The organism is Pseudoalteromonas sp. MSK9-3 (assembly GCF_003590335.1).
GTDB lineage: Bacteria > Pseudomonadota > Gammaproteobacteria > Enterobacterales > Alteromonadaceae > Pseudoalteromonas.
Genome location: NZ_MIET01000024.1, coordinates 288,958 through 304,254 on the forward strand (window position 1 = coordinate 288,958; position 15,297 = coordinate 304,254).

The following is a 15,297-nucleotide window of genomic DNA, read 5'->3' on the forward strand; positions in this document are numbered from 1 at the left end:
ATTTATTTTTCTCATGTAAAACGTGAGGAATATTCACGGCTTATGGTGAGTAAAAGTGTTAGTGGGCGTTCGTTATATTGATATAATTTGATCAGATGTGGTTAATTTAGATATAAAGCTTGTAATTCATAGTGTTGAGTGAAATGTGACGCTTAAGCAATAGTCAGTACAGCAAAAGAAATTATGCTGATAGGTCGGATCACAAACCTAATTTAGCGTTATTGCTTTGGGGATGTTTTGCTAATGTCGCAGGTTCTCATTGAGGCTTTTCTAGTGATGCATTCAAAATATGCCATGAATTATAGTATTAGCCTAATACCTAGTTGCCCCCATAAAACGGCTTTCAGATAGTGTGATTGCTCCTTAATTATAATAAGAGATAGACACAATGAGTGAATTGATATTATTGGTTGTATATTGTGCGGTATTGGGCAGTGGTGTTGGCTTTTTAGCTGGGTTGTTGGGGATTGGCGGGGGGCTGGTAATAGTTCCTATATTAAGCGGTATTTTACTTCACTTAGCGATATTACCGCCTGAACAGGTGGTTATCGTTGCAATAGCGACGTCATTGGCCTCGATATTATTTACTTCGACTTCTTCTGCAATAGCACATCATAAAAATGGTAATGTGCCATGGGACTTAGCACCATGGATCATGACAGGGGTGGCGTTAGGTGCATTGATCAGTGGCTTTATGGCCGCGCTATTACCAGAGCAAGTTGTGCGTATTATTTTTGCAGTCAGTGTCGTGTTGATTGCGATAAAAATGTTTTTAAGCAGTAAAAATAATGACCCGACAGAACGCACGCTCCCCAATAAAGGAGTATTAACAACTTTAACGACCATTACTGGAGGCTTATCGGCAATGATAGGCATAGGTGGTGGGGCGTTATTAGTCCCTTTATTAACTTTCTTTTCACTGGATATGAAAAAAGCGATAGGGTGTGCATCAGCATGCGGCATTGTGATCGCGCTGTTTGGTTCTATCGGCTACATTAGCTCAGGGAGTACATACTTTTCTCTACAAGATGGATTTGCAGGCTTTGTCTATTTACCGGCTTTATTGGGGATTGTGTGTACGTCTTGGTTTACTGCGCCTTTGGGTGCAAAGGCAACCAATCACTTACCTGTGCCCACGATTAAAAAAATCTTCGCAGGGCTATTGGTCGTTATGGCTGCGAATATGATGTTAAGTTAATAGCAGAGTTAAAGAGGCTTGTAGCCTCTTTGCTGGAACCACAGTATTGCTAGAATCAGGGGGGGGTTATTTTAACCTGACGATAATTAATATCTAAATATTGTCAGAAATCTCTGATGGTGCACTCAGCTCTTTTTCAGCTCCAACATCAAGTTCATGACTTTTATATGCAGCGTAATAACCTTCCCCCTGTGTTTCTTATGGCAATTGAATTAATCCAATGTGGTGATACGCATGGTATCTGTGAGAAATTGCACGGATCGCCTTAGAATATACGGTGTGATGGAGTAAGAAAAACACCAGTGAGGCATACCACGCAATTCAAGCCAAAGCGTTATTTGGTTTTTCACCTTAAGGCGAGAGTCTTTGTTCTTTACGCGTATTATTGTGTTGTAATTCATCATACGCGCACAGATTCGGAGTATTAAGAACGTTTAGCGCTCTTTACTTGTTAGCAAACCAGGGCCTCATTGTGTAAAGCGTGTTGTCTTTTAAAACAAGCTTATGCCGAAGAGCGCCAGCAATATGTAAAATCACTAATGCGATGAGCGCTTTGACGCAAGAAGCGTGAACGAAACGAGTGGTATTGAATAAGTCTATGTCATGACTACCATTAAGCGCAATGCTGCCAAAAAGTTGCACTGGCAATTGATGGAAGTTGGCCGTGATGTAACCTGTAAGCGGTACTAATACCATTAATGCGTATAAAGCATAATGGGTAAGTTGTGCAATAGTTATACGTGTTGGCGGTTGTTCATGCTTTAAAATGAAACGCTTGCAAATACGTATCAATATTAACAAGGTGATGATAGTACCTATACTAGAATGGCCTACTAACATGACACTGCGGTCAGCGTCGCTCATTTTTGGGTTAAAGCCAACTAATGCAAAACACATGAGGATAATAAGCACGGCGGATAACCAATGCAGTAATTTATAAGACCAGCTATAAGATGTCATTGTTCATCTCCAATTTAAAATAAACGGTTTAAGATTGAGAGTTTAATTGATATTGTTATATAGATAATCAGGCTAAAATTTAAAAGACTGTTTTTTTATATGAACAATGATTTAAACCAAATTCGTATTTTTTGCCAAGTGGCACAATTACAAAGCTTTACTCAAGCCGCTGAATCGTTGGAAATTGAAAAGTCCACAGTCAGTAATAAAGTGAGTCAATTAGAGACTCGCTTAGGGGTTAAGTTGTTGCAAAGAACAACGCGTTCGGTGAAGTTAACCGATGAAGGTGCGCAATATTTAAAGTTTTGCCAACAGGCAATGCACCAGATTGAGCTGGGAGAGGCACTCATTGGTGATATGCAGCAGCAAGCTGTGGGCCATTTACGTGTTGCTGTGCCTCAAAATTTTGCTGATGTTATGGCTTCGATGGTGGTTGTGCCCTTTTTATCTGAGCACCCGAAAGTGACGCTTGAAATGCAACAAGGTGCACAGAATGTTGATCTCATTAAAGATGGTTTTGATCTAGCTATTAGAGCTAGTTTTAGTGAAATTGATGATTCGAGCTTAATTTATAGGAAAATTTATCAATCTCAGCGTATTTTTGTTGCGTCAGCTGAGCATGTGGCTAAATTTGGCAATGCCATCAATATACAGCAGTTGCGTGAGCAACCTTATATTGCCAGTTTTGCCGGTGAGCGTAATGATACGTCATTTAACCAAGTGTATGTTGATGGCCGCTGGCATACATTGCAGGCACGTTTCACGGTCAACTCAATCGCAGCCATTGTTCAGTCGATGCAAGCTAATTTGGGTTTCGCGATTATGCCAGTCACGATGGTGAGAGATAAGTTAGCGTCGGGTGAGTTAGTACAAATTGCCCCTCAAGTAAAGTTGACGGATTCTGTCATTTACTTGGTATATCCCAGTCGAAAAGGCCAACCAGCAAAGCTTAAAGCGTTTATTGATACTCTGGTGTGTTGGGGTGAGAAAATGATGCTGAAAAACCACCGATGAACTAATAAGATTGAACTCTGATCAGAGTCGTTATAATAAGGAGTTGATGAATATGTCTGGTTTAACCATTCGAACTATGCAACCTGAAGAATTAACAATAGCCATAGAGTGGGCGCGTAACGAAGGGTGGAACCCAGGAGTTGAAGACGCAAAATTATTTTACTATGCAGATCCCAGTGGTTTTTTTGTCGCCGAATTTGAAGGTGAAATAGTCGCCGTTGGCAGTGCGGTAAGGTATGACGCGCAGTTTGCTTTTTGTGGGCTTTATATAGTGGCACCAAAACATAGAGGCAAAGGCTATGGGTTGGCTTTAACTAAGCATAGGCTAGCGTACTGTGGCGATCGCAATATTGGTATTGATGGTGTGTTAGATAATGTTGAAATATACAAACGAGTAGGCTACTGCCCTTATTATCAAAATAAGCGTTTTCAAAAGCGAGCGACGGCTCAGGCTTTTTCATCTAATACGCATGATATTAAACAATCACATATTGCTGAAATTATTGATTACGATAGGCAGTGCTTTCCAGCAAAGCGCGATACTTTTTTAAAAGGGTGGTTACAGCAAGCACAAGGCAAATCGGTGTGCGTAATTGAAAATGGCCAAGTTCGAGGGTATGCAGTAAGGCGGCAATGTGTTGAGGGCCATAAAGTAGGTCCGTTGTTTGCTGATACCAAAGAGGTAGCTGCACAATTATTTAGCGCTTTGCAGCAAGATATAGCTGGGGAGGTTATTATTTTAGATGTACCAGAGAACAACCCCCTTGCTGTTGAGTTAGCATTAAATGAAGATATGGAAGTGGTTTTTGCAACGTCTCGAATGTATCAGCAGGGATTGCCTGATATTGCCCATCACAAAGTGTTTGGTATTACGACGTTTGAGCTAGGATAGGTATCCTATAGGTATCTGCGGTTTTTCAGTTGTATGGAATATTATCGCAGTATGAATTTTTTTAGGGCTTTGTAAGTAGCAAAAAACGAGGTTGTCATGCTACTTACAAATATATGTGTGACGCAGGTTATATGTTAACGCGGTAAAAGTTAGCACCAAAATATAAGCGGATATTTTTCCCACCAAATAAGTATTACACAAAATTGCAGCGCTGATGCTAGAGCAAGGGTATGCACTTTTTCTCTGTAATTATCCTGAGCCTGCTTAAGTTGATAAAATAATGAGTAGCCCAATGTCATTGGGAGTAGGGTCGCGATGACAATCAATGAAATACTGGCGCTATTGAGCAGCCCAAACTCGATAAACGATTGCTCAGAGAAGAAGTACGCAGGTACTGTAAATAGCAGTAAATTAATAAACGACCAATTAGGTCTGCTGAAACGGCTCGGCGTAAATAATTTTATAACGCCAACGATAAAAATAGACACTAGCCCTAGCAAACCAGCGAGCATACTGAGCCAATAAAGCCCAAGCTTAGTGATACTCACTTTCTTATACGTTTTTAAGCCGTTAGTGATAAACACCTCTTGCTTCTCATTGGTATAAATTACGTGTGAGGCTTGGGTCCTTCCTGCTTGTCTGTATAAGTTATTACCCATTGCGGTTAAGCGCTTTGCTGAACTTTGCAGGGGATTAAGTACTAAGTGCTGCGGTGAGTGCTCAACCCACATAAAGTGAAAGAGCATATCGACAAAAGCAAATTCAGCCAGGCCATTTGGCGCTAAAACATAGAGGCCGTCGACCTGCTTATTTTGGTTATCAATGGGCGCGCTGGGTAAAGGTGGTATCGGTAAAAGGTTTAAATGCTGTATGAACAGAGCATTAAACCTTTCGGTATCCGCAGATTCGTCATCGGTGTTAATACTATAAAAAAAGCCCTTTTTTTCTTTTGGATAGAGGCAAATGTAGGCGGTAAAGCCAAAGGTTTGACCGGGATGACACATCCCAACTGCGCCGTGGCGGTCTCTGACTGCGAATGCTAATCCATGCCCCATCAGTAAGCCTGCATTTTTTGCATCGGTATTATGAGGCATAGCAAGCATCGCCATTAAATCGGCTTTTATGAATACGTCATCGCCAATAGTGCCATCACCCAACACAAATGACATAAACTTTGCCATATCAGGTGCTGTTGTTGTGAACTGCTCGGCGGGTCTTAAACTGATAGGCACTGAATGTTGCGCTACCTTGTTTTCATGATACCCCATTGCTAATGAATGGGGGGTGTTTTGCTCACTCTGGCTTGTAAACTCAAAGGTACTATCGTGCATTTCCAGCACACTTAATAGATGATCGTCTAAGTAGGTTTCGTAGCGCTGCTGGGTGACTTTTTCAATGACCATACCCAGTAACGCATAGCCCATATTTGAATAGGCATAATGTGTACCTGGTTTGGTTCTGAGAGTGAGTAAGCTTTTTTGGTTTTGAGAAAATGCATGGTTCAATGGGGCCGAAGGAGTAGAAGTGGGATTTAATAGTTGGCGCATTTTTATGTTGTCTAAACCTGCGGTATGTTCAAGCAAGTGTCGAACACGAATAGGGGCTTCGCTTACCCAAGGGTTATTAAATGACAGGTTAGGTAGATAAGGTGCCACTTCTGAGTCTAAAGTCAGTTTATCTTCGGAAATTAACCTAAGCACTCCCATCGCTAAAACGGTTTTAGTAACGGATCCGACTCGCACGTTTTGTGCTTTTCCCATCGGCTGTTGCTTTGCAATGTCAGCCATTCCTGCGCTACCAGCATAGTGTTTGTTATCTGAAACAATTGACCATGTTATGCCAACGAGATTTTCTTCGATAAGGGTTGTGGCGACGTGTTGTTCAAGTTCTTTAGTCTCATTCGCATAAACGAGATTGATTGCACATAAAGTGAAGATGAACAGTATTATTTGTAGTAGTGATTTAACTTGCATCGGTGTCCTAAAGTTCAGCCTAATAAGGCTGTGTTTATTATTATTGTTTTTTGAGTGCGGTGAGCATTTTGAACCAGCCTCTGCGACCTATATCTATAAGCCGCAGTTGTAGCGAAGCCATTTATCTTAAGCGCTAACTTAACTGCTTTAGTTGATTCGCCAAGCTCAATATATCAATGCCTTTACTTATATCGAATTGCATGAAGGCGAGTATTGCGTGCATCACAATCAACACGCGTTGATATGCTTTTGGTTGCGCTTTTAGTTCTTCATTTGCTGCTGCAAAACCATGTTCTTCATAGGTTAATAGCAGTGCAATTGCATATTCTTCAGGAGTACGTTGCCGAGCTTTAGGTTCATAGCCAAGTTCAGTGACTACCCGTTCAGCTAATGTCCAGACCGACCACGGGTTTTGACCCGTGATGAGTTTACCATCTTGGGTAACTTTTTCTAAATAAGTTGTACCCTCTTTGAATTGCGCGCCTTGTGATATGAGTTTATCTTGCAGCAAGAATGGAAAGACTTGTTTTGCATCAGGAATGAGGAACAGTTCTTCTTCATTGGTGAAGGCACTGATTTTTTTATCACGGATAAGCATCTGGCCATTGTCGAGCTTCACATTAACAAGTGCAGCAGGGCCATGGCACACCGCACTGACGACCTTATTATTTTGATATAAGGTTTTTGCAATATTGTGTATATGTGGGTTGTTTGGAAAGTCAAACATAGTGCCTTTACCACCGACGAAGTACACCGCTTCATAGTCATCTGGGTTGATGTTTGCAAGTGGGATAGAGTTTGTAACTTGCTGCTGAATGACTTTATCGTTTAAAAAAGCATAATCATAGGCGCCCATATCTTCGCCATCTATCACAACTGGAGGCTTTCCGCCTTGTGGACTGGCAATATCAACGCTAAAACCATTTGCGATAAATACCCAATAGGCGCGAGCAAGCTCGGTGTGCTCATAGCCTGTTGCTTTGTTTTCGCCCATTTTATCGACACTGGTTACTACTGCGAGGATTTTACCTCTGGGTGCAGGAATATTGTCAGTTAAATAGGGTAAGTCGCTTACTTGTGATTCTTTTAGCGCTAGAAAGTGCGCTTTTTCAGGAAGTAAGCTCTTGATCCAGCTTTTCGCACCGTAGGCTAGGCTACCTGTGAGTATGACCAAGGTAATTAATGTGAATATGGTTTTTTTCAACATAGATATACTCCTACCAATAATATTACTCCGACGATAAACAAGGGACTGTGAAGGTAATGTGAAATTGACTATTAAAAAGGGCTGGAAATAATGTGTTTAACCTAGGGGGCTCTATGCTAGAGCGTATACATTGACGCAATAAACTCGCTTAGCGCGTAATGATCTATTAGAATGCGGCGCATTATTTATTACTCATGGTTGCTTATGTCTTTTCCTCCTTGTCCGAGTTGTTCATCTGAATATGTTTATCAAGATCAATCTAACTTAATTTGCCCTGAGTGTGCTTTTGAGTGGAACCCTGATGAGAAGCTGGCAGAAGATACTATCTCTGTGAAAGATGCAAATGGGACCCTGTTGGCCGATGGCGATAAAGTAACGGTTATTAAAGACTTAAAAATTAAAGGCAGTTCTCAGGTTATCAAAATTGGTACTCGTGCGCTGATCAGACGAATCAAAGAGGCCAAAGACCACCAATTAGACTGTAAAGTTGATGGCGTAGGCGAGATGATGGTGACTGCTAAATTTGTGAAAAAAGCGTAAAGGGGTGTTGTGGTCATCATAGTGCATAACTAATGACGCATGGCGATGTTACCAGAGTACTTTAAAAATCATAGAGTATCGTTGAGCAAATCATAAACTGGGATCTGGTAAAACAACGCCAGCTCCCGTGCTGTACGGTGGTACACGTTAAGTCCACACTCGGCTCGTTTCAAGGTCGCGATAGACACACATAGGGCTTTATCTTGGCATGCACAGGCTAATTTCTCTTGGCTTAATCCCATGTTTCTGCGTAATTCCTTTAGCCTTTGCGTATTTAGTTTAACGCGTCCATTCATGTTCTGATCCCTTTAAAAATAAAAGCCAAGCTTAGTTGCTATTTTGCTGGGTCACCACTTCTCATCACAATAGGGGTTGTTACGGATTGTATACACTGTGTCAGTAATTATTCACGAGACGTAGTATCAGAGTGCGTTATCAAACTGATACCCAGATGATACCAAACTGATACTTAGGTGATGCTGTGAATTGGCGTTTGCTCTCTAAACTTAAAGTAATTTCAAGGTGCTCGTAGAGTACTAAACATAACTTTAAAGATAGCAAAGGAAAATATTATGTCTCAAGCAATTCATAATGTAGGCGCGTTTGGTTCAGTGGTATTGGCAAAAGACTTTAATCAAGAGTTTATCAGTGCGTTTGAACATATTAATAAACGCGAAGGCGTGAATATTTCGCCACTTGCAGGTCAATCTCAAGTAGTAAATGGCATTAATTTCGCATTTTATTGTTTTGTTGAGCAGGTTACAGCGCCGGACTTGCCAAAAATTAGCAACTTAGAGCTTATTACGGTATATGAGAAAGGTGGCACGTATACACAAACGTCAAGTCGAGTGATCAGTGAACCTGTACTTTTTCCGCCGATTGGATCGTTTGATGCAGTTGCACTACGAGCAAACTTCACAGATGCAGAAACACAAACCGCAGAGCAAATTGAGTCATTAGTCGGTGTTCATTACGATATATTAGCTGCGCAGCAGCAAGTTGTTGCAGGGCTTAACTTTGCATTTTACGCAGTGGTTAAACCGGCAACATTGAACGGCCAAGCCTACTTCGCACAAATAAATGCCTATCGTAATTTAGAGGGTAAAATTGAACGTGCTGAGTTACACCCAATTCAGCCATAATGACTGTTTAAGGTGGCGTGTAATGCGCCACTTTACTTGTAAGCTAATGCTAAATAAGGCAAATAAGGCAAATAAGGCAAATAAAGTAAATAAAGTAAATAAAGGCAGTGCCCCGAGTTATTCCAATAATGTGATTTCAATAAACCCGATATGCGCGTTTGTAGTGAAGTGGACGCCTAAGTCAAAATCTGAATCTGCCCGCTCACTGGTAAGTAAGGTAATTTTCTCTGGCGGAGTTGTTGCTAAATTTGCGGAGGAGAAGTGTCGACCGCTGTCGCTGCCCGCATCATACACTTTAAGTTGAATTGTTTGGTTTTGAAGCCATGTATTGTTATTAAATAAAGGTAAGCTATTAACTGCGACAAACCAATCAGGGCTTGGTGCTACCATAGATACTAGGGTTAATAGAGAAAATGTTTGGCTTGCTTCAAATGTCATTGTTACGCTGGTGGCATTGCCAGAAATACCTCCTTCATCAATCAAATAGTTTGATCCGCCTTCGTTCTGGATAGTACTAATCTCATTTTTGAGTGCTGTTTTTGAGCCTGTTTCTGCCATGTTAATGACCCCCTGTGATGCGAGTGCACCTAATTCGAATAAGGCATTAGGCTGACTATGAGTGAGGCCAACAACAGGAGAAAAATGAGAGTTATTAGGGAAGTTTGTGGGAAAGTTACTATTTTGCCATGAACGTGTAAAAGTAAGTTGGTATACCACAGAGGTTGCGGGCGTTGTTATCTCTGGAAGCACTGGTGCAGCGGGTGAATTAGTCGTTGGTTGTTGCTCAGTATTGCTACTGCCACCACACGCCACTAAAAACAATGATATATAAAGTACTGCAGATTTAATAACTCGATTCATATAGCACCTGGTTAATTAATGAACACCACCAATACTTAGACCTGATCGTGTGTTATTTACTTTCACTGCACACCACAACATCACAATAAAAGCGCACGTGTATTCTTTTTTAATCGATTAAATGATTATAAAAGTACTTCTTATCATACAGTTAAAGCGGTGAAGGCGTGGTGAGCTGGGGGAGAGTTTAATTATGCATAATATTAGAATATTCTATGGTATGACCAAACTATGATTTAAGTTATAATTCGGCTCTTTTTCCTGCAGGTACCCTCTATGAGCGCACTTAAAGCTGAACGGTCGTTATTCTCTTATCCTAAATACTGGGCAGAATGCTATGGTGTTGCACCATTTCTTCCTACGACACGTCAAGAAATGGATGAGTTGGGCTGGGACAGCTGCGACATTGTACTTGTAACCGGTGATGCATATGTCGACCACCCAAGCTTTGGTATGGCTGTGATTGGCAGGGTGCTAGAAGCGCAAGGGTTTAGGGTCGGTATTATTGCCCAGCCTGATTGGTCTAGCAAAGAAGCATTTATGTCGCTTGGTCAGCCAAACTTATTTTTTGGTGTCACTGCGGGTAATATGGACTCCATGATCAACCGATATACTGCTGAGAAGCGTATGCGTCACGATGATGCATATACACCCGGTAATGTTGGTGGTATGCGCCCTGACAGAGCGGTTGTGGTATATAGTCAGCGATGCAGAGAAGCATATAAAGAAGTACCATTAGTTATTGGTGGCATAGAAGCAAGTTTACGTCGTATTGCACATTATGATTATTGGCAGGAAAAAGTACGACGCAGTATTATTTTTGATGCCAAAGCCGACATCTTGATTTACGGTAATGCTGAACGCCCGCTGGTGGAAGTTGCTCATCGAATAGCAAGGGGTGATGCTATTGCATCAATTCAAGATATTCGTGGTACTGCGGTTATTCGCAAAGAGCCTTTACCTCAGTGGCGCGGAAGTGATTCAACGGCGATAGATAAAGTCGGTAAAATTGATCCTATTCCCAATCCTTATGGTGCGGACGATGTTGGCTGTAGCAAATCTGAATTTGCCAAAGCGGGAATTAACCTTGCTGAAGAAGCTGCAAAACCGATTACCGTACAGCCACCAAGATTAAAGCCTTGGGAAAAAGTATATGTAAAACTGCCAGCATTCGAACAAGTGAGTGTGAATAAGCCTTTATATGCCCACGCATCACGTATTTTACATCAAGAAACTAACCCTGGTTGTGCGCGTGCGCTTTTTCAGCGTCATGGCGACCGTTCGGTATGGGTTAATCCGCCCGCATTCCCTTTAGAAACAGCAGAAATGGATATGGTGTTTGGTTTACCTTATCAACGTGTGCCACACCCAAGCTATGGTGATGCAAAAATTCCTGCTTATGACATGATCAAAACCTCTGTAAATATTATGCGGGGTTGCTTTGGTGGGTGTAGTTTTTGCTCAATCACCGAGCATGAAGGTCGTATTATTCAAAGTCGCTCTGAAGAGTCGATTATTGAAGAGATAGAACAAATTCGCGACAAGGTTCCCGGCTTTACTGGGGTGATCTCAGATTTAGGTGGCCCAACTGCTAACATGTATAAATTACGATGTAAGAGCAAAAAAGCAGAAAGTACCTGTCGCAGGTTGTCGTGCGTGTACCCTGATATTTGTAAGCATATGGATACCGATCATACTCCAACGATTGACCTTTACCGTAAAGCAAGAGATGTTGAGGGCGTGAAAAAAGTCCTAATCGCATCAGGTGTTCGCTATGATTTAGCCATTGAAGACCCGAGATATGTAAAAGAATTGGTAAGTCACCATGTTGGTGGGTACTTAAAAATTGCACCTGAGCATACTGAGCAAGGCCCATTATCAAAAATGATGAAGCCTGGCATGGGCACATATGATCGCTTTAAAGAGCTATTTGATAAATATTCAAAAGAAGCAGGTAAAAAGCAGTATTTGATCCCGTACTTTATCTCTGCGCATCCAGGCACGACAGATGAAGACATGGTAAATATGGCGCTTTGGCTTAAAAGTAATGATTTTAAGCTGGACCAAGTGCAAAATTTCTATCCGTCTCCTATGGCCAATGCAACGACCATTTATCATACCGAGATGAACTCATTGCGAAACATAAAAAATAACAAAGAAGAAGTCGCAGTGCCTAAAGGAGCAAGACAGCGTCGCTTGCACAAGGCAATATTACGTTATCATGATGCATCGGGCTGGCCTATGATCCGCGAAGCATTACGAAAAATGGGTAAAGCCAATTTAATTGGTAAGGGTCCGAATTGTTTGGTGCCGGAAGAAAGCCGAAATGAAAAGTCGGCTGGGCACAAAAAGGGAGGTCGCCCTGCTTTGACCCGCCATAGTGGGTTTGGTCAGTTTAAAAAAGCCAATACTAAACCAAAAGTAGCGGGTAATCGTCAAAGAAGTGCGCCAAGATAGAAAACTGATTGTTTGGCCATAATCAATTATTGCCCCTCTAAAACCGCTTATTATGAAATGAGCGGTTTTTTGGTTTCAGCCGGTGTGATCATGTATTAGAACGCTAGGTTCAACGTGATTATGATACGCATAGAGTTGTAACAACTGTATAAAACTTCCCCAGTTTGTATGATCTCCTCTATAGTTTAAAGCGTAATTATTCATCGGGCATTGAATTGGGTTCTCTATGTTTAAGTCAATAGCTAGGTATATATCAGGCCATTTAACAACAATGGCGCTGCTTCCCTGTGTATTATTAGGCGCTGTCATTTTTTATGATGTTTCTATGTCATTACAGAGAATGAACGATGCATATGACGCAGAATATAATGCGTTTTTTAGTCATGCTGTTTTATCGGTTGTGCATGAGACACAAAAAGAACGCGGCGCGTCGGCGGGGTACATTGGTTCTGGAGGAAGTAAATTTAAGTCAACGTTAATTAAACAAAGAAGCCTGACAAACAAGTTTGTCTCCCAGCTTGAGGAGAGATCAAAGACATGGCAGTTGTCACAGCCGATGCAACGAGAATTGATAGAATTTCAAAGAAAATTCGCTAAGCTAGAACAGGTCAGAAGAGACGTTGACAATTTAACAATGTCGTTAGGAGATGCGTTAAAATACTACACCGATATAAACTTGAAAGGGTTACACATCGTTATAACTGCATCACGATTAAGCAATGACCATATTATTTCCACTGAGCTGTTTTCCATATATAACTTTTCTAATGCCAAAGAGTCAGCAGGGATAGAACGAGCTGTTTTGTCTAATGTGTTATCCAAGGATGAAATGACCCAAGCAGCAAAAATAAAACATGTAAGTTTGCTTACTAAGCAAGAAGTATATTTAGAAGAAGCATTAGAAGCTTCACCTCCGTCAATGAAGGCACTTTTTGAAAGAGCACTGGCATCAAGTGAATTCTCCGAGGTGGACAAATACCGAAGCCTAATTGCTGCAACAAATACCAATTTTAATCTCGATGCAGAAAAATGGTTTTCAGCTGCGACCAAACGGATCAATGTGTTGAAAAGTGCAGAAGAGCAAGCGCTTGATCTGGTTGATGCCACAGCAATCAACATACAAGAGCGAGCGGTATTAGTGCTCGTCGTTGAAAGCGTAATTTTAATTGTGGGCTTATTAATTACTTTTGCGCTTTTCTCTGCAATTAAGCTACGACGACGCCAATCACAGAAAATAGCACAGGGGATTCAAGTGGCAATTAGAAACAAAAATTTGTCTCATGAAATTGCGGTTTTAAGTTCTGATGAATTGGGGGACTCAGCAAAAGACATAAATCACTTAACCATGCAATTTGAGAATGATCTTGTAGAGTTTGGGCAAGTGTCTCAGAGAATTGCGTCTTCTACTGAAGAAGCATCGCTAGCTATAAACCACAGCAAACAAAATCTTGAAGAGCAGCAAGATGGTATTAAAACAATTGCAGCCGCATCTGAACAAATGAGCAAAAATATTAAAGTGATTGCCAGTTCAATGAATGAGAACTCTCAAGCAGCAAGAGTGGTAGCGACTGAATCTATTCGGGGTCAGAAAGTGGTTACAGATGCTGTGAGTGTCATTCAGGATGCGTCTGATGATATGGCTAAATCAGCAGTCGCAGTAGATGCCTTGAACAACAGGGTTGGAAGTATTACGAGCATGGTTGAGATGATCCGCTCAATTGCAGAACAAACGAATTTGTTAGCACTTAATGCCGCGATTGAAGCGGCAAGAGCTGGTGAGCAAGGAAGAGGGTTTGCCGTAGTTGCTGATGAGGTAAGGGGCTTAGCCAGTAGAACTCAAAAATCAACAGAAGAAATTTCAGCATTGGTGTCGGAATTACAGACAAGCTCAAAAGAAGCATCAAGTATTATTATGCAGGGGCAAGATAATGCCGTCCAGGCTGCGCAGCGAGCACAGGAAATAAAAGCTGCCTTGAGCCAAATCGTAACACAGGCTCAGCAAGTTGAAACGGTGACTGAATCGGTCTCGCAAAGTACGCAACAACAAAGCGATGCGATTAGTGATATTAGTAAAAATATTGCCACTATATTTGATAAATCTGCTGAGAATGTCTCTGGCGCGGAACAAATCGTACAGGCTGCGGTGGCCATATCTGATTCGGCGATTGATATGGATAAGCTGATTGCGCAATATAATGTGGCTGAAAATAAACGCTAAGCCAGAGTTTGAGCTTACAGAGTCACTAATTAGTTAAGTCATGGCTTATATAGATGGAAAAAGGGGCTGTAGGAGGTTTGAGTGAGGTAAAAGGCCCTACGTTTTATAGACTCGCAGTTAAATATTAGGTCCCTTAACTAAGTAAGGTGGGTAACAAGGTCTCTCTTTATTGAGGTTTTGTATATAAAAGTACCAAAAACACCTGTTTTGATTTAATTTTGCTCGAACACGTTATTTTTATCACTTTTCTTCAAATAAACGCTTGCGCTTTTTCTCCATCTCCCTATAATGCGACCCCACTGACACGGAGCAACACGCTGAAAAGCAAATTGAAACGAGTCAGCGTCAAGTAAAACTTAGTTTGGCTTTTCACTTAAGAAAACGTTTTAAATTAAGTGTTGACAAAAAAATAGGAAAGCGTAACATGCGCAGCCCTAGCGAGATAAAGTAAAGCGCTTAATCATCGCAACGTTCTTTAAAAATATGAAGCAATCATCTGTGTGGGCACTCGTACAGATTGAGTTCTAACAGCGAACCTTCTTTCTTAGATTGAAGCTAGCAAAAAAATTAGAGTCTCAATTGATTTTCTCTTCGGAGAAACTGAGTGACCAACGGAAACAAGTTTACTTGTTTCAGCACAGTCAATTCGATTTCGAAAGAAATCAAAATCAGAATTCAATGAGCACGAAACTTCGGTTTCAACAAAACTTTTAATTGAAGAGTTTGATCATGGCTCAGATTGAACGCTGGCGGCAGGCCTAACACATGCAAGTCGAGCGGTAACAGAGATAGCTTGCTATCTGCTGACGAGCGGCGGACGGGTGAGTAATGCTTG

Annotated in this window: 12 protein-coding genes and 1 rRNA gene; 8 read left to right on the forward strand and 5 right to left on the reverse strand. The window is 41.3% G+C overall.

Annotated elements, in window-relative coordinates:
• Positions 1–388 precede the first annotated feature (388 nt).
• Complete coding sequence (locus BGP78_RS09980; RefSeq protein ID WP_119861253.1) at positions 389–1,198, forward strand: sulfite exporter TauE/SafE family protein; 810 nt, start codon at positions 389–391, stop codon at positions 1,196–1,198.
• A 444-nt stretch (positions 1,199–1,642) separates the two neighbouring features.
• Here BGP78_RS09980 and BGP78_RS09985 read toward each other — a convergent pair whose 3' ends face one another.
• A complete protein-coding gene (locus BGP78_RS09985) occupies positions 1,643–2,158 on the reverse strand; it encodes a cytochrome b (RefSeq protein ID WP_119861254.1) in 516 nt (171 codons plus the stop codon).
• Between the two features lie 99 nt (positions 2,159–2,257).
• On the opposite strand from BGP78_RS09985, the gene BGP78_RS09990 reads away from it, so the two are divergent.
• The gene (locus BGP78_RS09990) at positions 2,258–3,172 is read left to right on the forward strand and encodes a LysR family transcriptional regulator (RefSeq protein ID WP_119861255.1); all 915 of its coding nucleotides are present in this window, start codon (positions 2,258–2,260) and stop codon (positions 3,170–3,172) included.
• A gap of 52 nt (positions 3,173–3,224) precedes the next feature.
• The gene (locus BGP78_RS09995; protein ID WP_119861256.1) at positions 3,225–4,064 is read left to right on the forward strand and encodes a GNAT family N-acetyltransferase; all 840 of its coding nucleotides are present in this window, start codon (positions 3,225–3,227) and stop codon (positions 4,062–4,064) included.
• 149 nt (positions 4,065–4,213) lie between these two features.
• On the opposite strand, the gene BGP78_RS10000 is transcribed toward BGP78_RS09995, so the two are convergent.
• Both BGP78_RS10000 and BGP78_RS10005 read right to left on the reverse strand, forming a co-directional pair.
• Positions 4,214–6,037, reverse strand: coding sequence for a serine hydrolase (locus BGP78_RS10000; RefSeq protein WP_119861257.1), 1,824 nt, complete (start codon positions 6,035–6,037; stop codon positions 4,214–4,216).
• Between the two features lie 133 nt (positions 6,038–6,170).
• Positions 6,171–7,244: a type 1 glutamine amidotransferase domain-containing protein gene (locus BGP78_RS10005; protein WP_119861258.1), complete on the reverse strand. Its 1,074-nt coding sequence runs from the start codon at positions 7,242–7,244 to the stop codon at positions 6,171–6,173.
• Positions 7,245–7,448: 204 nt separating this feature from the next.
• On the opposite strand from BGP78_RS10005, the gene BGP78_RS10010 reads away from it, so the two are divergent.
• Positions 7,449–7,784 (forward strand): zinc ribbon domain-containing protein YjdM, encoded by a 336-nt coding sequence (locus BGP78_RS10010; protein ID WP_119861280.1) that lies wholly within the window; start codon positions 7,449–7,451, stop codon positions 7,782–7,784.
• 68 nt (positions 7,785–7,852) lie between these two features.
• Here BGP78_RS10010 and BGP78_RS10015 read toward each other — a convergent pair whose 3' ends face one another.
• Entirely contained in the window at positions 7,853–8,080 is a 228-nt protein-coding gene (locus tag BGP78_RS10015) for a helix-turn-helix domain-containing protein (protein ID WP_119861259.1), read from the reverse strand.
• A gap of 276 nt (positions 8,081–8,356) precedes the next feature.
• Here BGP78_RS10015 and BGP78_RS10020 point away from each other — a divergent pair, with 276 nt between their 5' ends.
• On the forward strand, positions 8,357–8,926 hold the full coding sequence (locus BGP78_RS10020) for a hypothetical protein (RefSeq protein ID WP_119861260.1): 570 nt from the start codon (positions 8,357–8,359) through the stop codon (positions 8,924–8,926).
• A gap of 117 nt (positions 8,927–9,043) precedes the next feature.
• Here the strand turns inward: BGP78_RS10020 and BGP78_RS10025 are convergent, their stop codons facing one another.
• On the reverse strand, positions 9,044–9,787 hold the full coding sequence (locus tag BGP78_RS10025) for a spondin domain-containing protein (RefSeq protein WP_119861261.1): 744 nt from the start codon (positions 9,785–9,787) through the stop codon (positions 9,044–9,046).
• A gap of 276 nt (positions 9,788–10,063) precedes the next feature.
• Here BGP78_RS10025 and BGP78_RS10030 point away from each other — a divergent pair, with 276 nt between their 5' ends.
• From BGP78_RS10030 to BGP78_RS10040, 3 genes are all read left to right on the forward strand, one after another.
• Positions 10,064–12,244, forward strand: a complete 2,181-nt coding sequence (locus tag BGP78_RS10030) for a YgiQ family radical SAM protein (RefSeq protein ID WP_119861262.1) — start codon at positions 10,064–10,066, stop codon at positions 12,242–12,244.
• Between the two features lie 226 nt (positions 12,245–12,470).
• A complete protein-coding gene (locus BGP78_RS10035; RefSeq protein WP_259386266.1) occupies positions 12,471–14,462 on the forward strand; it encodes a methyl-accepting chemotaxis protein in 1,992 nt (663 codons plus the stop codon).
• Positions 14,463–15,173: 711 nt separating this feature from the next.
• Positions 15,174–15,297 (forward strand): 16S ribosomal RNA (locus BGP78_RS10040); the annotation flags it as partial.